Annotated in this window: 23 protein-coding genes; 13 read left to right on the forward strand and 10 right to left on the reverse strand. The window is 66.7% G+C overall.

The window, feature by feature from the left end:
• Positions 1-9: 9 nt before the first annotated feature.
• On the reverse strand, positions 10-975 hold the full coding sequence (locus EV580_RS19260; RefSeq protein WP_133692793.1) for an enolase C-terminal domain-like protein: 966 nt from the start codon (positions 973-975) through the stop codon (positions 10-12).
• Positions 976-979: 4 nt separating this feature from the next.
• Positions 980-1879 (reverse strand): mycobacterial-type methylenetetrahydrofolate reductase, encoded by a 900-nt coding sequence (locus tag EV580_RS19265; protein ID WP_133692794.1) that lies wholly within the window; start codon positions 1877-1879, stop codon positions 980-982.
• A gap of 176 nt (positions 1880-2055) precedes the next feature.
• Between EV580_RS19265 and EV580_RS19270 the strand changes: the two genes are divergently transcribed.
• The 3 genes from EV580_RS19270 to katG all read left to right on the forward strand — a co-directional run bounded on the left by EV580_RS19270 (position 2056) and on the right by katG (position 5009).
• On the forward strand, positions 2056-2286 hold the full coding sequence (locus EV580_RS19270) for a hypothetical protein (RefSeq protein ID WP_133692795.1): 231 nt from the start codon (positions 2056-2058) through the stop codon (positions 2284-2286).
• Between the two features lie 76 nt (positions 2287-2362).
• The gene (locus tag EV580_RS19275; RefSeq protein WP_221218386.1) at positions 2363-2785 is read left to right on the forward strand and encodes a Fur family transcriptional regulator; all 423 of its coding nucleotides are present in this window, start codon (positions 2363-2365) and stop codon (positions 2783-2785) included.
• 58 nt (positions 2786-2843) lie between these two features.
• On the forward strand, positions 2844-5009 hold the full coding sequence (katG, locus tag EV580_RS19280) for a catalase/peroxidase HPI (protein ID WP_133692797.1): 2166 nt from the start codon (positions 2844-2846) through the stop codon (positions 5007-5009).
• A 57-nt stretch (positions 5010-5066) separates the two neighbouring features.
• Here katG and EV580_RS19285 read toward each other — a convergent pair whose 3' ends face one another.
• The 3 genes from EV580_RS19285 to EV580_RS19295 form a co-directional block, all read right to left on the reverse strand.
• Positions 5067-5378, reverse strand: a complete 312-nt coding sequence (locus EV580_RS19285; RefSeq protein ID WP_133692798.1) for a hypothetical protein — start codon at positions 5376-5378, stop codon at positions 5067-5069.
• A gap of 68 nt (positions 5379-5446) precedes the next feature.
• Positions 5447-6304, reverse strand: a complete 858-nt coding sequence (locus tag EV580_RS19290; RefSeq protein ID WP_133692799.1) for a cytochrome c biogenesis CcdA family protein — start codon at positions 6302-6304, stop codon at positions 5447-5449.
• 3 nt (positions 6305-6307) lie between these two features.
• Positions 6308-6763 (reverse strand): protein disulfide oxidoreductase, encoded by a 456-nt coding sequence (locus tag EV580_RS19295; RefSeq protein WP_255497068.1) that lies wholly within the window; start codon positions 6761-6763, stop codon positions 6308-6310.
• Positions 6764-7010: 247 nt separating this feature from the next.
• On the opposite strand from EV580_RS19295, the gene EV580_RS19300 reads away from it, so the two are divergent.
• From EV580_RS19300 to EV580_RS19310, 3 genes are read left to right on the forward strand one after another with little or no spacing between them, the layout of a single operon-like run.
• Positions 7011-7550 (forward strand): TetR/AcrR family transcriptional regulator, encoded by a 540-nt coding sequence (locus EV580_RS19300; RefSeq protein WP_133692801.1) that lies wholly within the window; start codon positions 7011-7013, stop codon positions 7548-7550.
• Position 7551: 1 nt separating this feature from the next.
• The gene (locus EV580_RS19305) at positions 7552-8619 is read left to right on the forward strand and encodes a DUF1214 domain-containing protein (protein ID WP_133692802.1); all 1068 of its coding nucleotides are present in this window, start codon (positions 7552-7554) and stop codon (positions 8617-8619) included.
• The gene (locus tag EV580_RS19310) at positions 8616-9863 is read left to right on the forward strand and encodes a sulfotransferase family protein (RefSeq protein WP_133692803.1); all 1248 of its coding nucleotides are present in this window, start codon (positions 8616-8618) and stop codon (positions 9861-9863) included. Before EV580_RS19305 ends, EV580_RS19310 begins: the two co-directional genes overlap by 4 nt.
• Here EV580_RS19310 and mug read toward each other — a convergent pair.
• On the reverse strand, positions 9836-10357 hold the full coding sequence (mug, locus tag EV580_RS19315; RefSeq protein WP_133692804.1) for a G/U mismatch-specific DNA glycosylase: 522 nt from the start codon (positions 10355-10357) through the stop codon (positions 9836-9838). The two genes, EV580_RS19310 and mug, sit on opposite strands and share 28 nt — an antisense overlap.
• 90 nt (positions 10358-10447) lie before the next feature.
• On the opposite strand from mug, the gene EV580_RS19320 reads away from it, so the two are divergent.
• On the forward strand, positions 10448-11317 hold the full coding sequence (locus EV580_RS19320; RefSeq protein ID WP_208114638.1) for an aldo/keto reductase: 870 nt from the start codon (positions 10448-10450) through the stop codon (positions 11315-11317).
• Between the two features lie 193 nt (positions 11318-11510).
• Entirely contained in the window at positions 11511-12878 is a 1368-nt protein-coding gene (locus EV580_RS19325) for an HNH endonuclease signature motif containing protein (protein ID WP_133692806.1), read from the forward strand.
• Here the strand turns inward: EV580_RS19325 and EV580_RS19330 are convergent.
• Complete coding sequence (locus tag EV580_RS19330) at positions 12875-13450, reverse strand: restriction endonuclease (RefSeq protein WP_133692807.1); 576 nt, start codon at positions 13448-13450, stop codon at positions 12875-12877. The genes EV580_RS19325 and EV580_RS19330 overlap by 4 nt on opposite strands.
• A gap of 111 nt (positions 13451-13561) precedes the next feature.
• Between EV580_RS19330 and EV580_RS19335 the strand changes: the two genes are divergently transcribed.
• The 3 genes from EV580_RS19335 to EV580_RS19345 all read left to right on the forward strand — a co-directional run bounded on the left by EV580_RS19335 (position 13562) and on the right by EV580_RS19345 (position 15739).
• Positions 13562-14524: an LLM class flavin-dependent oxidoreductase gene (locus EV580_RS19335; protein WP_133692808.1), complete on the forward strand. Its 963-nt coding sequence runs from the start codon at positions 13562-13564 to the stop codon at positions 14522-14524.
• A gap of 171 nt (positions 14525-14695) precedes the next feature.
• Positions 14696-15127: an STAS domain-containing protein gene (locus EV580_RS19340; protein WP_133692809.1), complete on the forward strand. Its 432-nt coding sequence runs from the start codon at positions 14696-14698 to the stop codon at positions 15125-15127.
• Positions 15128-15172: 45 nt separating this feature from the next.
• Positions 15173-15739 (forward strand): Rv1352/Rv1906c domain-containing protein, encoded by a 567-nt coding sequence (locus tag EV580_RS19345; RefSeq protein ID WP_183518436.1) that lies wholly within the window; start codon positions 15173-15175, stop codon positions 15737-15739.
• Here the strand turns inward: EV580_RS19345 and EV580_RS19350 are convergent.
• The 3 genes from EV580_RS19350 to EV580_RS19355 all read right to left on the reverse strand — a co-directional run bounded on the left by EV580_RS19350 (position 15736) and on the right by EV580_RS19355 (position 17863).
• Complete coding sequence (locus EV580_RS19350; RefSeq protein ID WP_133692810.1) at positions 15736-16854, reverse strand: YeiH family protein; 1119 nt, start codon at positions 16852-16854, stop codon at positions 15736-15738. The two genes, EV580_RS19345 and EV580_RS19350, sit on opposite strands and share 4 nt — an antisense overlap.
• A gap of 4 nt (positions 16855-16858) precedes the next feature.
• The gene (locus EV580_RS33785; RefSeq protein WP_166654746.1) at positions 16859-16999 is read right to left on the reverse strand and encodes a hypothetical protein; all 141 of its coding nucleotides are present in this window, start codon (positions 16997-16999) and stop codon (positions 16859-16861) included.
• A 93-nt stretch (positions 17000-17092) separates the two neighbouring features.
• A complete protein-coding gene (locus EV580_RS19355; RefSeq protein WP_133693143.1) occupies positions 17093-17863 on the reverse strand; it encodes a CDP-diacylglycerol diphosphatase in 771 nt (256 codons plus the stop codon).
• Positions 17864-17988: 125 nt separating this feature from the next.
• Between EV580_RS19355 and EV580_RS19360 the strand changes: the two genes are divergently transcribed.
• Complete coding sequence (locus EV580_RS19360) at positions 17989-18393, forward strand: TOBE domain-containing protein (RefSeq protein ID WP_133692811.1); 405 nt, start codon at positions 17989-17991, stop codon at positions 18391-18393.
• Between the two features lie 11 nt (positions 18394-18404).
• Positions 18405-19169, forward strand: a complete 765-nt coding sequence (gene modA / locus EV580_RS19365; protein WP_133693144.1) for a molybdate ABC transporter substrate-binding protein — start codon at positions 18405-18407, stop codon at positions 19167-19169.
• The last annotated feature ends 17 nt before the right edge of the window (positions 19170-19186 follow it).

The following is a 19186-nucleotide window of genomic DNA, read 5'->3' on the forward strand; positions in this document are numbered from 1 at the left end:
AACCGCTTTCTACAGAAGTTCTTTTGCGGCTATCAGCCGGCGGCGCCACCAGGCGACCCGTTCGGCGTCGGCGAGGGTGAACTCCGCGACCCGCGCGGCGTCAGGCGCCGGGGCCATCGGCGCGACCGGCAGATGACCGTCGACCGGTATCAGCACCCGGCCCGGCGACACCACATCACCGGCCAACGATGCGGCGGTGCCCAGCCCGCAGGCAAACGCAACCTCAGGCAGCGCACCCGCCAGCGCGAGACCCCCGGCCAGGCCGATGCTGGACTCCGACGCCCCGGCCGCCGCCGATACCACGCACGGCAGGTCGCTGCGTTCGGCGAACCGCAGGGCACGACGCACACCTCCGAGCGGGCCGACCGTCAGCACCGCGATATCGGCGACCTCCGGCAGCGTCAATCCGTCGGCGCTGAGACCCGAAACATCCACGGCCACCGGCACATCGACGCGTCGGCGCAGGGTGGCCAACTCCGCCGCGGTCGCGCACGGCTGCTGCACGAACTGCAACCCGCCAGCTGCCCGGTCCAGCACCGGAATCAGCCGGGCCGCGGTGTCGACGTCCCAGGGGGCCTCCACCACACAGCGGATCGCCCCGTCCGCTCCCAGCGCACCGCGCACCGCCTCGAGGCGTGCCCCATCGCCGGGCTGACCGGTGACACGCACATCGGCCGCCGCGCACCCACTGGCCGAGGCGATCGCGGCGGCATTCTGCGGGCCGACCGCGGGTACCGCCGCCGCAACCGCGACCCGGCCGCGCACCGGGTCGGGCCAGCCGACCGTGCCGCCCTCGATCGCCGAGGTGAGCCATCGCGCCGCCGCGAGGTCGTCGCCTGCGGGCGGCGGGCAAAACGCGCCCCAGCCCTGCGGCCCCTCGACCAGGATGCCCTCGCAGGCCGAGAAGCCCGGATAGCCGTCGCGGGCCGGGATCGAAATGACCGGCGCGTCCTCGAAATCGATCAGTGCCTTCACTGGATCAGGAGGCGGGTTGCGCCGGCGACCAGTACGCCAGCATCTCCGCGAAGGTTTCGAAGGCCGGCCGGGACATACCGTAGGTGGCTTCGAAGTGGATGCTCAACGGGAACCCGAGGTCGCCGACGCCGTCGATCACCCGCTTGTACAGGTCGACCAGGAGTTGTCGTTTGACGGGCGGATCGCTCTCGGCGAGCGTTCGGACGAAGTCCTGCTCGGCGGCGACGGCCGCATTGCCCGGATCCTGGATCAGCCAGTTGATGAGGCCGACGCGGGTCTCGACTTTCGGCACGAAGCCGAAGGACAGCAGGATCTCCGGACGATAGTCGGTGGTGGCCGCGAACCCGGTCAGGAACTCGACGATCGCGTCGGAGTACAGCAGCTGCGTCATGCCGTACGTGGCGCCGCGTCCACACTTGAATCCGAAGCGGCCCGCTTCCTCTGCCCGGGTCGGGATCAGGATCGCGCCGCGGTTGGGTACGAGGTGGGAGAAGATCGACAGTGCATCGGTGGGTGCCACTCCGGCGCCCTCCCCGTCGTTCATGGTCCGGGGAACGCCCACGAAGGCGACGCCTTCCATGCCCGCGTCCAGCAGCGCCGTCAACCGGCTGACCAATGTCGGCTCGTCCATGAACGCGGTCACCTGCGTGCACAGTCCGCGCACGCCGGGCAATTCCGGTGAGATGCGCGCCCAGTAGTCGAGCACATCCAGCTTGGGCTTCATCTCGATGGGACGGTCGCCGTCCTCTTCGATCATCCCGGGAATCATGACGTGGCCGATTCGACCGGTCAGGCCGGTCTCGGCGGACAACTGCACGACCTTGCGCGCTTCCTCGAGCATCTCGTCCGGCGTGCGATCGGTATTAGGCGGCACGAGTTCGAGCGCGACGGTGTTGAGGGGCACGAAACTGCTCCTGACAAGACGACTGGGTCCCCGGTGGTGCGAGCCCGGGATGGCCGCCGGACGCGATCCGCCGATCACCCTACAGAGCAGACCGCAAAGCGCGCTGCGCACACCCGTGAGAGGGTAGTTTTCCAGGTGGCACCGCGTTTGTGTGTGCCCGGGGTCAGGGGTCAGCGATGCAGGGTCGGAAGCTAATCCGGGCGGTCTGCCTGGTGTGCCTGGCCGCCGGCGTGGCGGTCGGACTGACGGCCTGCGGCGCCGGCGACAAGGCCCCCGCGCCCACGAGCGCTTCGCTGTCGCCGACCAGCAAGGCCACCCTGCCCGGCCCGAATAACTTCAGCCCGTCCCCGATTGCGCCGCTGAACCCCACTGTGAACCCCGGCAACGACCAAACTCAGCACCCCTGACCTGGGTGTTGAGAGATGTTCGGGGCCAACTCTTGACTGATTCCAGAAAAGGGACGACGATCTGACCGTGACTTCGATGTCGGATATCGCCGACCAGCTGCGCACCGCGCAGCTGCGGGTCACCCGGCCCCGCGTCGCGGTGCTGGAGGCGGTGCACTCCCATCCGCACGCCGATACCGACACCATCTTCGGAGCGGTCCGTGCCGGTCTTCCCGACGTGTCGCGCCAGGCGGTCTACGACGTCCTGCACGCTCTGACCGCCGCCGGTCTGGTGCGGCGCATCCAGCCGTCGGGTTCGGTGGCCCGCTACGAATCCCGGGTCGGGGACAACCACCACCACGTCGTCTGCCGGTCCTGCGGGGTGATCGGTGACGTCGACTGCGCCGTCGGCGATGCGCCGTGTTTGACGCCATCTGAGCACAACGGTTTCGTCCTGGACGAGGCCGAGGTCGTCTATTGGGGCCTGTGTCCCGACTGCACCGCGAAAGAACCTTCCTGATCACATCAGTGATCACAGCCCAATCACCCAAATGATGTATGGAATGGAAAGGTAAAAAGTGTCCGAGAGCGAAAATCCGGTCATCGAAGCGCCGACGCCGAAATCGCATGCGCCGCTGACCAACCGGGACTGGTGGCCGGATCAGGTCGACGTTTCCAAGCTGCATCCCCACTCGCCCGCGTCCAACCCGCTCGGTGATGATTTCGACTACGCCGCCGAGTTCGCCAAGCTCGACCCCGAGGCGCTCAAAGCCGATGTGCTCTCGGTGATCACCACCTCGCAGGACTGGTGGCCCGCCGACTACGGCAGCTACGCCGGTCTGTTCATCCGGCTGAGCTGGCACGCCGCCGGCACCTACCGCATCTACGACGGCCGCGGTGGCGGCGGGCAGGGCCTGCAGCGCTTCGCCCCGCTCAACAGCTGGCCCGACAACGCCAACCTGGACAAGGCCCGTCGTCTGCTGTGGCCGGTCAAGAAGAAGTACGGCAACAAGATCTCCTGGGCCGACCTGCTGCTGCTGGCGGGCAACGTCGCTCTGGAGTCCGCCGGCTTCAAGACCTTCGGCTTCGGCTTCGGTCGCCCCGACGTCTGGGAGCCCGAAGAGGTCCTCTTCGGTGAAGAGGGCGAGTGGATGGGCACCGACAAGCGGTACTCCGGTGACCGCGAGCTGGCCGATCCGTACGGTGCCACCACCATGGGCCTGATCTACGTCAATCCCGAAGGGCCCGAAGCGAATCCGGATCCGCTGCTGGCAGCCATCGACATCAAGGAAACCTTCGGCCGGATGGCGATGAACGTCGAGGAGACCGCGGCGCTGATCGTCGGCGGCCACACTCTCGGCAAGACCCACGGCGCCGGCGACGTCGCCGATCTGGTGGGCCCGGAGCCCGAGGGCGCCGCCATCGAGGCGCAGGGTCTGGGCTGGCAGTGCCCCTTCGCGGGTGGCAAGACCGGCAACACCGTCACCAGTGGCCTCGAGGTCGTGTGGACCCCCACGCCGACCAAGTGGAGCAACTCGTTCCTGGAGATCCTCTACGGCTACGAGTGGGAGCTGGTCAAGAGCCCGGCCGACGCGTGGCAGTTCGAGGCCAAGGACGCCGAGGCGATCATCCCCGATCCGTTCGGTGGCCCGAACCGCAAGCCGACCATGTTGGTCACCGACGTCTCGATGCGGGTGGATCCGGAGTTCGGTGCGATCACCCGTCGTTGGCTCGATCACCCCGAGGAGCTCAACGAGGCGTTCGCGAAGGCTTGGTACAAGCTGCTGCACCGCGACCTCGGCCCCATCAGCCGCTACCTCGGGCCGTACGTGGCCGAGCCGCAGCTGTGGCAGGACCCGGTTCCGGCCGGTGCCGTGATCGACGACGCCGATGCCGCCAAGATCAAGGCGGCCGTGCTGGATTCGGGCCTGTCGGTGCCGCAGTTGGTCAAGACCGCGTGGGCGTCGGCGTCCAGCTTCCGCAGGACCGACAAGCGTGGTGGCGCCAACGGTGCGCGGCTGCGGCTCGAGCCGCAGAAGAATTGGGAGGCCAACGAGCCTGCCGAACTGGCCAAGGCGCTGCCGGTGCTGGAGAAGATCCAGGCCGACTTCAATGCCGCTGGGGGCAAGCAGGTTTCGCTCGCCGACGTCATCGTGCTGGCGGGTAACGCCGCGATCGAGAAGGCCGCCAAGGACGGCGGCGTCGAGATCACGGTGCCGTTCACCCCGGGTCGTGGTGACGCCTCGCAGGACGAGACCGATGTCGAGTCGTTCGCGGTTCTCGAGCCGCGGGCCGACGGCTTCCGCAACTACGCGCGGGCCGGCGAGAAGGCTCCGCTCGAGCAGCTCCTGATCGAGAAGGCCTACCTCAACGGAGTCACGGCTCCGGAGCTCACCGCGCTCATCGGTGGCCTGCGGGTGCTCGGCGCCAACCACGGTGGCAGCAAGCACGGCGTGTTCACCGACAAGGTCGGTGTGCTGTCGACCGACTTCTTCACCAACCTGCTGGACATGAGCACGCAGTGGAAGCCGTCGGCGACCTCAGAGAACGTCTACGAGGGCACCGACCGCGTGACGGGTGCGGCCAAGTGGACGGCGACCGCCGCCGATCTGGTGTTCGGCTCGAACTCCGTGCTGCGCGCGGTGGCCGAGGTCTACGCCCAGGACGACAACAAGGAGAAGTTCGTCAAGGACTTCGCCGCGGCATGGGCCAAGGTGGCCAACGCCGACAGGTTCGACGTCTGACCTTCGGCAGTAAGCGAAACCCCGCGGGCCATGCCCGCGGGGTTTCGTCGTTGATGGCTAGCGGCAGCCGCCGGCGCTGACCCATCGGCCGTTGTAGCCGACGCACCCGGTCACCGGCGGGGGTGGCGGAGGCGGTGGTGGATAGTCCTCGGGCAGCGGTGCGTAATACGACGGCGGCGGCACATAGGGGGCCATCACATCGGACAAGTTGGCGCAGCCGCTGACCGAGATCCGGCGCCCGGCGCTCGCACACACATCGGCCTGCGCCTCACCGCTGGGCTGGATCGTCACGATCGCGGCCGGCACGCCGGTGAGGGCCAGTACGGCCGCCCCGGCAATCCCCCAGGTTCGTATCGAATATCGGTTCATCCGCGTCTCCTCCCCTGCTTCGGACGTGCAGCGAAGTATATCGACGCGTGCGGTGCGGCGACTGTGGTTCAGGGTCGGTCGCGGCGGGCGCGGCGCATCCGGAGCGCCGCGGTCACCGCGATCAGCACCGCCAGCGCGACGACCCACGGCCAGGCGCTGGTGCGATACACCCAGCCGGCCAGCGCGCCCTGCAGCCGACCGGCCGCGGCGATGATCGGATCGGCGGGATTACCGTCCGCGCTGAACAACCGGATCTCGTAGAGCCCGTAATAGCCGACATAGAGCCCGACCGCGATCAGCACGACACCACTGAACTTGTTGACGTAGGGCAGCAGCTGGCGCATCCGGTCCACCAGTGCGGTACTGGTCAGGGCGATGCCGACGGCGAGCACGCCGACCACCAACGCCAGGCCGGCGGCGTAGGCCAGGTACACCAGCACGCCGTTGACCACCGAGCCGCTGCGAATCGTGCTGCCGGTGACCGCCAGGAACGGTCCGATGGTGCACGACAGGGATGCGATGGCGTAGCCCACGCCGTAGCCGAACATCGAACCCAGCCGAGCCGTCGGTGCCCACCGCCAATTCGATCCCATCGGAGCGCCCGTCAGCTCGCGACCTGTCAGCAACCAAATGCCAAGGGAGACAAGGCAGATACCGATGACGATGGTCGCGTAGGGCAGATAGCGCTGCACCACGGTGGCGACCGGGACCGTCAGCACACCGAACAGACCGAAGACCGCGAGGAATCCGAGCGCCATTGCGGCGGTGGCCGCCAGCGCCCGGCCGACCGCGGCGCATCGTCTCAGGTCCTCCCCGTCACCGCGCACGACGAGGGTCAGATAAGCCGGCAGCATGGCGAATCCGCACGGGTTGAGGGCCGCGACCATCCCCGCGGCCAGCGCCAGACCGGTCAGGTTTGCATCCACGGTTTATGACACCAGTGCGTGCACCCGGTCGCTGAGTTCCTGTTCCGACATCGCCGAGGTCGGATTGTTGACGAAACTCGATGTCCCGTCGGGTCGCAGGAACACATACGCGGGTTGCCACGGCACGTTGAACCGCGCCCAGATCGATCCGTCCGCGTCGTTGAGGTTGGTGAAGTTCAGGTTGTACTTCGACACGAACCCCTCCATCTGCCCGACATCGGAGCGCCCCGCGACACCGACGAAGGTGACCTTCGGGTTGGCTGCCGCCACTTGGCTGACGTTGGGAGCCTCCTGGTTGCAGAACGGGCACCACGGGGTCCAGAACCACAACACCGCGGGCTTGCCCTGCAGGCTGCTGCCGTTGAACGGGGCTCCGCTCAATGTCGTTCCGCTGAAAGCCAATTGATCCTCGGCGATGGCCGCCGGCGGTGTCGCGACCGCGACGGTGAGCGAGACCATCAGCACGGCCAGCGCCGAAAAGGTGCGGTACCAGGGCTTGAGCATGGCGTGGCCTCCTGGCCGTCCGGGGATGACTGCTGTTGTTGTCACGTTTACCCGAGCCCGTCCGGTTCAATCGCGGGCATTGACAGTTTACGTTACAAAGTGGAACATAATCCGCGTGCCGACGCCGGACCGCGCGCTTGCGCCGCTAAACCAGGAGCCGGTGCGTGGTCGTCCGCGTGACCCGCGTACGGATGAGGCGATCATGACGGCCACCCGCCGGTTGCTCATCGACGTCGGCTACGACCAGGTGTCGATGGACTCGATCGCCCGCGCGGCCGGGGTGAGTCGTCCGACGATCTACCGGCGGTGGCCGTCCAAGGCCCACGTGGTCTTCGAAGCCGCGTTCGGTACCGACGGCGGCAGTGCCGGGTTACCCCGGTCCGGGGATTTCGAGACCGATCTGCGCGCGTTCATCCACGGGGCGGTGGCCTTCTGGCGTGAGCCGGTTGTCGAGGCCGCGGCAATGGGCATCCTCGCCGACCGTCGCCGCGATTCCGAATTGCACATCCGCACACAGCAATTGCTCGACGACAGAATTCGCGGTGAGCTGGCCGAGCTGGTCCGTGCCGGCGCGGAACAAGGCGTGGTACGTGCCGACGTCGACACCGACACGTTGTTCAACGTCGTCGTCGGCACCACGTTCTATGGCGCCCTCGTCGACGGACGCGCCGATACCGACCACCTGGTCGACACACTCTGCTCCCTGGTCATGCAGGGCGCGCAGGTACGAGAGAAGGAATGACATGTCAGACGAATTGTCGACCGCCTTTCACGAACTGCTCGACGAGCTCGGCGGGCTCGAACGCAAGTTCCTGGCCAGCGATCCCCCGCTGCAGGAAGCTGACATCCTCGACGGATACCGGCTGACGTTCAGCCTCTTGCGGGTGGCGGTCGACACGTACGTGTGGGGCGACAAGGACAACCCCCGGTTCATCGACGTCATCGGTCCCTATCAGCGTTGGGGCGGCGACAATTCCGATGCCTTCTACCAACTCGCGCCGATCGACCCGACGCGCACGTACCGCGTCACGGGCAACCGAGGTGACTCCGTCTACCTCTCGATCACCGTCTACGGCGGCCCGGACGACGGCCATTACAGCAACCGCATCGTCGGCACGATGAACGACCGCTCGCTGGAGTTCGACGACGACGGCAACTTCGAGTTCACGATCAGCCCTGATCCCCAGCCGAGCGCCTGGCTCAAGCTCGAATCGGATGCCGTTGTCGCCCTGACTCGCGACTACCTGGAGAACCCCGAAACCGACCGGCGCGTCCAGTGGAAGATCGAGGCCGTCGACCCGCCGGCGCGTAAGCAGGACTCCCGTGACGACCTGATCCGGCGGCTGCGATCGGCGCGGACGTGGCTGGCCGAGCAGTACTCGTTCATCCCTACCCGGGTCGAGCCGCCCAACGAGATCGCCGAACCGTATCCGGTGCCTCAGCAGACCTACGGCTGGGCCGCGGGCGATGCCGCCTACGCGATGGGCGCCTACGAGTTGCAGCCCGGTCAGGCGCTCATCATCGACGGCACCTCGCCGGAGTGCGTGTTCTGGAATCTGTGTCTGTGGAACCCGTTCCTGCACACCTACGACTACAGCTACGAGCGGGTGACCATCAACGGCGCACACGTCACCTACGAACCCGACGGGTCGTGGCGAATCGTGGTGAGCGACACCGATCCCGGTCACCCCAACTGGGTGTCGACGGCCGGGCGCGCCAAGGGCCTGATCTGGTTGCGCTGGTTCCTGCCCGAGGAGACGCCGAAGCGGCCGGTGTGCCGGGTCGCGGACATTGCCGAGGTGTCGGCGTGACCGCCGGTGTAGAGCGCCCCGCGTCGATCCGGTTCACCGACCTGGCCGACCCCGTATTCCCGGAGGCCGCTCAGCCGATGCGCGACGCGCTCGCGGGCTACGGGTCGATCCTGGAGCTGACCTCAGAAGCGTTGCTGGCATGCGCAAGTGAGCGCACGGGGCTCGACGGCTGGGGCGATGACGGCTTCCGCGAACGCCTCGACGTGCTGACCGGATCGTTGCGGGAGGAGGCCGGGCTGTCCGACGTCGGCGTCGCCGTCGTCTTCGAGCAACTGGTGGGCAATCTGGTCAACCGGCTGCGATTCGAGGCGCTGATCGCCGAGCATCCCGAGATCGAGGACGTCGAAATCGCGCGGCCGATCATCATCTGCGGTCTGCCCCGCACCGGAACCACGCACCTGCACAACCTGATCGCCGCCGACCCGAACCTGCGCTATCTGCCGTACTGGGAGAGCCTGGAACCCTTCCCCGCACCTGGCGAGACCGAGCAGGAGCGCCGTGATCGATGTTCGACCGGGTTGGATCTGGTCGACACCTCGATGCCCGACTTCAAGCGCATGCACGACATGACGGTCGATCATGCCCACGAGGAAATCCAGCTGCTGGCCAACGACATCTCCGGCATGCTCTTCGAAACCACCTACCACATACCGACATTCGCGGCGCACTACAAATCCCACGACCAGGGGCCGTCATACGCACACCTCAAGCGGCAGCTGCAGGCCATGCAGTGGCTGCGCGGTGGAACTCGGTGGGTCCTCAAGTCGCCACAGCACCTCGAACAGTTCCGCACCCTGTACGCGACGTTCCCCGATGCGACATTCGTTGTGACGCATCGTGATCCGGTCGAGGTAACCCGATCGATGCTCACCATGATCGTCTACGCGTCTCGAATGGCCTGCGCGCAGCCGGATCCGGTCAAGATCGCCCGGAACTGGCTCGACCGGGCCGACGATCTGTTCAGCGGGTGTCTGCGCGACCGTGACGTGCTGCCGGCCGATCAGTCGATCGACGTGCGCTTCACCGAATTCATGGCCGACGAACCGGGCACGCTCTCGGCGATCTACGAGCTGGCCGATCAGCCTTACGGCGACGATGTGCGTGCGGCGATGGCCGATTTCATCGATGCGCATCCGCGCGGACGCTACGGCGAGGTGGTCTACGACCTCGCCGACGTCGGACTCGATCCCGCGGAGGTGGCCGAGCGGCTCAGTGCCTACCGGGAGCGCTTCATCGCCAGATGATCGTGCAGTTCCGTGTAGGCGGCGACCAGTGCCTCGGTGGTGAACCGCCGGTTGCGGCCACTGGGGTTGGGTAGCACCCACGCCGCCGAGCCGGCCACGGTGACCGATTGCAGCCCCCAGTTCACGGCGGTGGTGTCGAGCACCACCGAAATCGCCGGCTTACCCAGGAACGCCAGCATGCGGGGAGCGACCGCGATCATCTTGGTCTCGAACGACGAGAGTGCCTCACGAATTTCGAGCGCGGACACTTCGCGTGCCTCCGACGTCGGCCGCGTCACGACGGCGGTTATGCCGCAACCGAATTGTAAAAGGCTGCGTTCCTCGGCGGGCGACAGCCGGCGGTCGGTGAACCCCGCGAGATGGATCACCGACCAGAACCGATTGGTGGGGCTGGAGAAGTTGTATCCGTCGGCCTGCGCCGTCAGCGCCGGATTGATACCGCAGAAGACGACGTCCAAACCGCTGGCCAGAATGTCCGGCTGATAGTTCCGCATCAGGAATGAAGTGAACCATGGGCGAAGTTAGACAGGTCCGGACAGCAGTGCCACGCTCGATGTGGCGAACCCTCGATGAACGGAGCCACCATGACGGACGCGACGACCGCGGCAGCAGCCGGCACCATCACCATCGGCGATATGACCGTCAACCGCCTCGGCTTCGGATCGATGCGACTCACCGGCAAGGGCGTCTGGGGTCCGCCGGACGATCACGACGAAGCGATTCGTGTCCTGCGTCGCGCGGTCGAACTGGGCGTCAACTTCATCGACACCGCTGACTCCTACGGCCCTTACGTGGCCGAGGAGTTGATCCGAGAGGCCCTGCATCCGTATGCGGACGATCTCGTTATCGCCACCAAGGCGGGGCTCCTGCGCACCGGGCCGGATGTCTGGATACCGCTTGGGAACCCTAGCTACCTACGCCAAGAAGTCGAGCTCAGCCTTCGCCGACTCGGCGTCGAGCGCATCGACTTACATCAGCTGCACCGCATCGACCCGAACTTCCCGCTCGAGGATCAGGTCGGGGAACTCGCGACGTTGCAGAACGAGGGCAAGATCCGACACATCGGACTCTCCGAGATCGAGGTCGACCAACTCAGGGCGGCGCAGAAGATCGCACCCATCGTCTCGGTTCAAAACCTCTACAACTTGACGACGCGCACGGCTGAACCGCTGCTCAAGGAGGCCGAAAGCCAAGGTGTCGCGTTCATTCCCTGGTTCCCGCTGGCTGCCGGTCCCCTCGCCGAAACCGACGGCCCTCTTGGCTCGCTGGCGTCCGACCACGGCGCCAGTCCGTCACAGCTCGCGCTGGCCTGGCTGTTGAAACGATCGCCGGTGATGGTGCCGATCCCCGGCACGTCCCGCGTCGATCATCTCGAACCGAATGTCGTCGCAGCGGGGATCGAACTGACCGAGGAGGAGTTCGCCGCCATCGACGCGGCAACCGCCGGGACCTAGCGCTGCGGAATCCTCGACGCCGAACTTCAGCAGTACTGCGCGGGTCGCGCGTTAGCTCAGCGCGCCCGCGATAGGCGCGCCGGCCGGGGTGCGGTCGGTTGCAAGAATCAGTTTCATCCCCAGTCTCGGTTTCATCCCCAGAGGGGCTTTGGGCGGTCAGTTCTTGTCGGCAGTTCGCACTAGTGTTCGATTCATGAGTTCGGTCGACGCGGCGTTGGAAGCGCTGACCGCTGCGGTCGACACTGTGGCCGCTCTCGATTTCGATGTGTTGTCCCCGCCGGAACGCTTCGCGGTTCTGAATCGGATGGAGACCGAGCGGCGCCGTCTGACCGCGGTAGCGCATTCCGGGGTGGCCGCGCTGGAGCGGTTCGAGGGATGCCCGCCGCTGGGGATCGCGCTTGCGGATGCGCTGCGGATCGATCCGAAGGAAGCCAAGCGCCGCATCCGGGATGCCGCACAGTTGGCGCCGCGCACCACGCTGAGCGGGGAACCGTTGCCGCCGGTGTTGCCCGAGACTGCTGCGGTGTGGCAGGGCGGCGGGTTGGACGGTGACCATTTGCGGGTGATTCAGAAGTTCTTTCATCAGCTGCCTGATCATGTGCCGCCGGCTGAGGTGGTGAAGGCCGAGAAGGCCTTGGCAGAGAAAGCGGGGGTGCTTCGCCCGGATCAATTGGAGCGGGTCGCACAGCGGTTGGCGTTGCATCTGAACCCCGACGGCAAGTTCTCCGATGAAGACCGGGCCCGCAAGCGAGGCTTCGTGTGGTGTGGCGGCCAGCAGGTCGACGGGATGAGTGTGGGTCGGCTGATCGCCGACCCCGAACTGCGCTCGGAGTTGGATGCGTGGCTTGCGAAGTTCGCCGCACCGGGTGCGTGCAACCCCGACGACGAGAACCCCGCCTGCACCCCATCTGAGGACGCCGCGACGCGTGATCTGCGTACCTGCGGGCAACGCCAACATGATGCACTCAAGGCTCTGGTGCGTCTGGCGTTGGGTGATCCGAAACTCGGCCAGCACAACGGCTTACCCGTGACGGTGATCGCGACTGCCACCGTGCAGGATCTGCAAGCCAAGGCCGGGCACGCCGTGACTGCCGGCGGCACACTGTTGCCGATCCCGGATTTGATTCGGATGGCCACCCACGCCTACCACTATTTGGCGTTGTTCGACGGAGTGAATGGGCGGGCGCTATGGCTGGGCCGTACCAAACGGATCGCGTCGGCTGATCAGCGAATCATTTTGCACTCCAAAGACCGTGGTTGCACCCGCCCGGGTTGTGATGCACCCGGCTATCACAGCGTCGTCCACCACGCCGCCCAAGACTGGAAAAACGGCGGCAACACCGATATCAACGACCTCGCCCTGGCCTGCCCACCGGATAACGAACTCGTCGAGTCCGGCGGCTGGGACACCCGAAAACTCGCCAACGGCGACACTGAATGGATCCCACCACCAGGCCTGCCGATGCTGCGTGGCGGCGTCAACGACTACCACCACCCCGAACGGCTGTTGGGCAACGACAGCGACCCGCCATCTGACGATGCGGGCGACCCGGCCGCCTAGGGCCGGGAGCGAGAGAGCCGGGCCAGTCGGGTGCGATCGACCAGCACGCAGCCGTGGACATCGGCGAGCTGTTCGGCGGCCCGCGTGTAGCGGTGGTTGGACACCACCATCGTCGCGCCGCAGTCGTGCACGGCAGCGCCGGCCACCACCTGCTGGATCGCGGCACCGTTGACCACCCGGCTCTGCCGCTTGCACTGCACTGCGGTCCGAACGCCATCCCTCGTAGCGATCAGGTCAACACCGAAATCGCCTGTCGCCCTGGTTATTTCGACATCGAAGCCGACACCGCGCAGTACCGCCGCCACGTAGCGCTCGAATTCCACGCCCGTCATGGCGTCCACCGCGGCCAGTCCGGTGGCGCGGTACAGCGCGTCGCGCCTGGCGCGTCGGCGATGGTCCAGCCAGGCCAGCAGCGCCCGCCACGCACTGACCACGACTGCCGCCGCGCTGAATGCGGCCAGCACCCACACCGCCTTGTTGAGCAGACCGGCCAGCGCCAATAAGGCGGTCGCGACAACCCACAATCCCAGCCACTGCAGTGCCGTCCTGACTGCGGCCGCCTCCTCGCGCACGGCGCCACCGTAACGGCGCCAACTGGCCGGCGATCTCGCGACGGGCGACAGCGGCCAAATCGTGACCCGGCCGAGTCGGGTTTGCCGTAACCACGGCAATACAGTGCTGCAATGCTCGCGATTCTCCGCTTCAATTTCGCCTCGCCCGGAGGTGATCCCGGTGTGCAGGGTGAATTGCTCTCCGCCGCATTGGAGTTGGCGCAGTTTGGCGACCGTCACGGAATCGCGGCGATCAGCGTCGACGAACACCACGCCACCCGGCACGGGTGGAGCTGCAATCCGGTGATGATCGCCGGCATGTTCTTGGCTCGCACCGCAAACATCTTCGCGAGCATCGACTGTGCGCTCGGGCCGCTGTGGAACCCGGTCCGGATGGCCGAGGACATCGCGCTGATCGACGCGATGAGCCGCGGCCGGCTGCACACCACCGTCGGGCTGGGATACCGCGAAGTGGAGTACGAGGCGCTCGGCGTGGACTTCTCCCGCCGCGGCGAGCTGATGGATCAGTTGCTGGAAACCATGCTGGCGTCATGGGCCGAGGGTTCGGCAGTGGTGTCGGGAACCTGGACCAAACCCCACCCCCCGCTCTATGTGGGCGGCGGCGTGCGCGCGACGGTCCGCCGGGCCGTGCGGTTCGGTTTGCCCCTGAGCCTGCCCGACCATCGCCCCGACCTCGCCGAGTACTACACCGAGCTGTGCCGCGAGGCGGGGCAGCGGCCCTTTGTGCTCATGCCGCCCGCGGTGAACCGCGGGATGATCTACCTGCATGAGGACCCCGAGCGGGCCTGGGCCGAACTCGGTGAGCACATTCTGTGGGAGGCGGTCACCTACGGCGGATGGTCAGACGACCCGTCGCGCTCCCTGATGCACCTGCCCGGCGTGCAGACTCTGGCGGAAGTCCGGGCATCGGGCAGATACCGATTCCTCACTCCCGACCAGTTGATTGACGAGGCGCGGGCCTCGGCAAACTACGGCCCGATCGTCATGCATCCCCTGGTTGGAGGCATGCCGGTGGACGAGGCATGGAAGTCGGTAACTCTACTTACGGACGAGGTCCTGCCCGCTCTGCGTTAGCCATGCCGGCGGTTGACGTTGCCCGATTTCGAGAGTCGGGCCGAAAGTTGGGTTCTTAACAGAGTTTTAGCCACAGCTCCCGGTGACCTTAAATTTGCGGCATAACGTTCAGGTCAAGTTGAGGCGGCCCACTGGCTGTCACACACGTAACAGGACCGAATGGAGCAGCCCATGACGAGCTTCACGTCGCGGTACGGAAACCCCACCGTCGATTACAAGGGCGCCCATATCCGAGCACACTCCCGCCATGTGGCGACCGTCGTGGCGGTCAGCGGACGTATCGACTCCGCCAACCTCGATCACGTGGCCGACTACGCTAAGAAGCTGGTCCTCGCCGAGAAGCCGTTCGTTCTGGACCTCTCGGGTGTCACCTCGTTCACGCCGCAGGCGATCCGTTTGCTGTGCGATATCGACGACATCTGCACCACAGTGGGTGTGGAGTGGGCCGTCGTGGCCAGCGACGCGGTGAACCGCCGCCTTCGCCGGGACAGCGACGTGGTCTTCCCCGTCGTCGGTTCGGTCGCCGAGGCCGAGCACGCGTTCGACGACGCGATCCTGAACCGTCGCCGCTTCCTGCTGCCGCTGCTGAGCAAGACCGCTTAACTGACGGTTAGGTCGGCTATGCGTTACCGGGTTACCCTGGTTGACGTGCGTGTTCTAACAAGTGTGATCGCCGCCGGTGCGCTGGCTCTAGTAGCGGGCGCCGGCGTCGCGGTCGCCGACCCCACCACCACCCCGGTGCCCACACCCGCGCCGACGACGACGGATGCGCCGACCGGGCCTCCACCCGGGCCGGTCACCTCGTCGCCCGCGCCGTCGTCATCGGCGACTCCGACGTCCCCCGGGGCGACCCCGGCACCGGCCGGTGGACCGCCCAAGACGTCGATGGACACCGACGGCACCTACAAGGTCGGCGTCGACATCGTGCCTGGCACATACGCCACGGCCGGCCCGGTCGAGGGCCAGGCGTGCTACTGGAAGCGGGTCGGCGGACCCGACGGCCAGACCAACCTGGACAACGGGATCACCAAGAAGCCACAGATCCAGCAGATCGATCCCGGCGACGCGACCTTCAAGACCGATGGCTGCCAGCCGTGGACGCTGACCGATGCCCAGCCGCCCGCCACCCCGGGCCCGCTGATGTCACAGCTTCAGCTGCGTCACTACCTCGATCAGCTCAACGGGATGTCCGGGGGCCAGCTTCCGCCGTCCTAGCCGGCGCCGACTCCCCAGTGCAGCACCCGTGAGGTGACCAGCACCAAACCCAGCGACACCACGGCCACCACGACCAGGCCGATGACGGCCACCACCAGCGGTCGCCAGCCGGTGCGGGCCAACTCGCGGAAGTTGGTGGTGAGCCCGACGCCGGCGAAGGTCAGCAGGAACGCCCATTTCGAGACATTGCCCAGGTTGGCGACCTGCCCCTTGCTCAGTAAGTGGGCTGTGGCGAGGGCCGACACCACCAGGAAGCCCAGCACGAACTTCGGGAACTTCTCCCACACGAACCTGGCCTTGGCCCCGAACCCCGGCGCGATCTGGTCGGCCTCGCCCTTCGACGCCCAGTACAGCGCGAAGCCCAGCACCACGAACCCGATCAGCGCGTTGCGCACGGACTTCACCAGCACCGCGAGCTTTCCGGCTTCGTCGGAGAACAGATAACCGGTCGCGGTCGTCTCGGCGGTGTTGTCGACGGCCAGACCGGCCCACAACCCGAACTCGTGATCACTGAGGCCCAGCGCATGCCCCAGCACGGGCAGTGTGAACAGCGCGACGGCACCGAGCGCCAGGATCGCGGCTATCGCGTAGCTGACATCGGAGTTGCGGGCGCGGATCGCACCCTTGGAGGCGATGATGGCCGACACCCCGCAGATGGACGTGCCGATGGCCAACAGCGAGCCCAGCTTCCCGGACAGGCCGAACAACTTGGCGGCCAGCAGGATGATCCCGCCCGCGATCGTCATGTCGAGCAGGATCTGCACCAGTGAGATACCGCCGAGCTTGACGATGTCGCCGAGGACGAACCGGGCACCGAGGGCGACGATGCCGATCTTCAGCCAGAACTCATAGGTCTGCACGCCGGGCTTGAAGATCCGGTGCACTCCGACGGTGTTGGTGACGAGCAGGCCGATCAGGATGGCCCACAGCACGTACTCGATATCGGGAACGGTCCAATGTTGGTGTTTGGCAAGCGAATTCCACCAAATCTGGGCGTACTTGCCCAGCAGCCCGATCCCGATCAGCAGCAGGACACCCGGCACGTACTCCAGCAGGTTGCGGCTGGTGAAGACCGGCTGATCCTCTTCGCTCTGTGCGACGTCAGTTGTGGTCACCGGGTCACCACGGAATCTTGGGCAGGACGTTTGCGACGGCGAGGACGACGAAGACGCCCGCCACGATGGTCGCCCACCAATCGACGCCGATGCTGAATCGACTCCGGTCGGGTTCTCCCCCGCCGGTCTCGCTGGATTCGGCCACGCTTACCTCCCCGCTCGCTTTGGGTGTACGTCGCCGATGTTCGCCAGCGGGAGCCCGCGGGACCAGCAATGCGCTCGCGGTGATTCTCTCCGGCTATTTGGCGGTGGCTCCCGACGCGGGCAGCGGCGCCGGGCACGCGTCGTGGTCCTGCAGCTCCTCGCCACCGGCACCGGTTTCGGCATCGGCGCGGTCGGCAAGGATGACGAAGCCGGGTCGGCCCGCGGGGTCGGTGGTCCCGACGACGACCAGCGTGTACGAGCCCATGTCGGCGCGGGCGCCTTCGAGACCATCGGCGAGCAGGGTGAACGGGTCGGCGTCCAGGTCGGCGCCCCCGACGGCCATCGCCCAGTAGGAGTGTCCGACCAGCGGGACCGCAAGCGGTGCCCAGGTGGGTCCGATCGCGCCGGCCGATGACCGCAGTGCCTCGTGCACATCGGCGCGCAGGCAATCGATGTGGATGTGCAGCTGGTTCTGGGTGCGCGCGACCGCCGAGTTGATGGCCAGGCTCATCCAGTCCCGGGCGATGGTGCCGCCGGCCTTCTGTTCGACGAACGACCGCGCCTGCCAGGCCGCACCGAAGTAGTTCGTCGTGGCGGGGTCCAGTACTTGCGGGCTCTCGATCCCGGTGATGCGCGCGGTCGGGATCAGCAGGTACTGCCGGTCGCCGACGATGTCCTTGAGCACCGCGTAGCCACCCGACTCGCCGCGGCTGAGGTCGACGCGGGAGCAGGGCGCCGGGTCGTGCTGCTGGTGTTCGTCGACAACGCACTGGTCGTGGACGATCGTCCACAGGACGTTCGGGTCTGCGTGCGCGGTGGCCGGTCCGAGCAGGCACAGCGCCAGTACCGCAGCCAGCCCGCGCATGTGTCGCACGGCCACACCCTAGGGCCGCGACGCCGACGGGCTACCCCGAGGCTGGTAAACCGCATCTGCGGTCCTAAATGTGGGTATGGGCCGCAGCTGCGGAACCAATCGGATAACATTCGGCCGTGCCGATGCTGCGGGTTCGGGAGGCTGCCGAGTTGCTCGGCGTCAGTGATGACACGATCCGGCGATGGATCGACGACGGCGAACTGCCCACGGGCAGCGACCAATCCGGTCGTAAGACCGTCGACGGCGCGGCGCTCGCCGCCTACTCCAGCAAGAACGCCGCCGCGGCGCCGAAAGACCCGCTGTCCATTGCCAGTTCCGCGCGCAACCGCTTCGCCGGACTGGTCACCCGGGTTGTCACCGACACCGTGATGGCCCAGGTGGAGATGCAATGCGGTCCCTTCACCGTCGTCTCGCTGATGAGTGCCGAGGCCGTGCGTGAACTCAATCTCCAACCGGGCAGCGTTGCGGTCGCCGTCGTCAAAGCCACCACCGTCATCGTCGAAACGTCGGGAGAAGCGTGATCAAGAGGCTGATGCCCGCACTGGCCGCCGGTCTGCTCATCGCCGCCACCGCGGGCTGCGGTTCCTCGTCACAACCGTCGTCGACGACCACCTCGGCGGCGCCGCAGAAGATCATGGTGTTCGCGGCGGCGTCGCTGAAGAAGACATTCACCGAGATCGGCGATCAGTTCAGCAAGGACAATCCCGGTGCGTCGGTGGAGTTCTCGTTCGCCGGTTCCTCGGACCTGGTGACCCAGCTGACCCAGGGCGCACACGCCGATGTCTTCGCCTCTGCCGACACCAAGAACATGGACAAGGCGGCCCAGGCGGGTCTGCTGGCCGGCTCGCCGGTGAACTTCGCCTCCAACACGCTCACCATCGCCGTCGCGCCAGGAAACCCTAAGGGCATCAACACCTTTGCCGATCTGGCCAAGCCAGGGCTCAACGTCGTGGTGTGCGCGCCACAGGTCCCGTGCGGGTCGGCGACCCAGACCGTGGAGACCAAGACCGGTGTGAAACTGGCCCCGGTGAGCGAGGAGTCTTCGGTCACCGACGTGCTCAACAAGGTGACCAGCGGTCAGGCCGATGCCGGGCTCGTCTACGTCACCGATGCCGCGGGTGCCGGTGACAAGGTCGCCGCGGTGTCGTTCCCCGAGGCGGCGGGTGCGGTGAACACCTACCCGATCGCCACCCTGAAGCAATCCGGAAATCCCTCTCTGGCAAGTAAATTCGTCGACCTTGTGACCGGATCGGCCGGCCAGCAGATCCTGACGAAAGCCGGTTTCGGCAAACCTTGACGTGTGGCAGGCTCGAG

Source organism: Mycobacterium sp. BK086 (assembly GCA_004362315.1).
GTDB lineage: Bacteria > Actinomycetota > Actinomycetes > Mycobacteriales > Mycobacteriaceae > Mycobacterium.

Excerpts from the sequence above, each read along its gene's own strand:
- EV580_RS19270 (WP_133692795.1), top strand. The coding sequence starts at position 2,056 with ATGCAGGGTCGGAAGCTAATCCGGGCGGTCTGCCTGGTGTGCCTGGCC.
- EV580_RS19275 (WP_221218386.1), top strand. The coding sequence starts at position 2,363 with ATGTCGGATATCGCCGACCAGCTGCGCACCGCGCAGCTGCGGGTCACC.
- EV580_RS19285 (WP_133692798.1), bottom strand. The coding sequence starts at position 5,378 with ATGAACCGATATTCGATACGAACCTGGGGGATTGCCGGGGCGGCCGTA.
- EV580_RS19295 (WP_255497068.1), bottom strand. The coding sequence starts at position 6,763 with ATGGTCTCGCTCACCGTCGCGGTCGCGACACCGCCGGCGGCCATCGCC.
- EV580_RS19300 (WP_133692801.1), top strand. The coding sequence starts at position 7,011 with ATGACGGCCACCCGCCGGTTGCTCATCGACGTCGGCTACGACCAGGTG.
- EV580_RS19305 (WP_133692802.1), top strand. The coding sequence starts at position 7,552 with ATGTCAGACGAATTGTCGACCGCCTTTCACGAACTGCTCGACGAGCTC.
- mug (WP_133692804.1), bottom strand. The coding sequence starts at position 10,357 with ATGCGGAACTATCAGCCGGACATTCTGGCCAGCGGTTTGGACGTCGTC.
- EV580_RS19320 (WP_208114638.1), top strand. The coding sequence starts at position 10,448 with ATGACGGACGCGACGACCGCGGCAGCAGCCGGCACCATCACCATCGGC.
- EV580_RS19325 (WP_133692806.1), top strand. The coding sequence starts at position 11,511 with ATGAGTTCGGTCGACGCGGCGTTGGAAGCGCTGACCGCTGCGGTCGAC.
- EV580_RS19335 (WP_133692808.1), top strand. The coding sequence starts at position 13,562 with ATGCTCGCGATTCTCCGCTTCAATTTCGCCTCGCCCGGAGGTGATCCC.
- EV580_RS19340 (WP_133692809.1), top strand. The coding sequence starts at position 14,696 with ATGACGAGCTTCACGTCGCGGTACGGAAACCCCACCGTCGATTACAAG.
- EV580_RS19355 (WP_133693143.1), bottom strand. The coding sequence starts at position 17,863 with ATGCGCGGGCTGGCTGCGGTACTGGCGCTGTGCCTGCTCGGACCGGCC.
- modA (WP_133693144.1), top strand. The coding sequence starts at position 18,405 with ATGCCCGCACTGGCCGCCGGTCTGCTCATCGCCGCCACCGCGGGCTGC.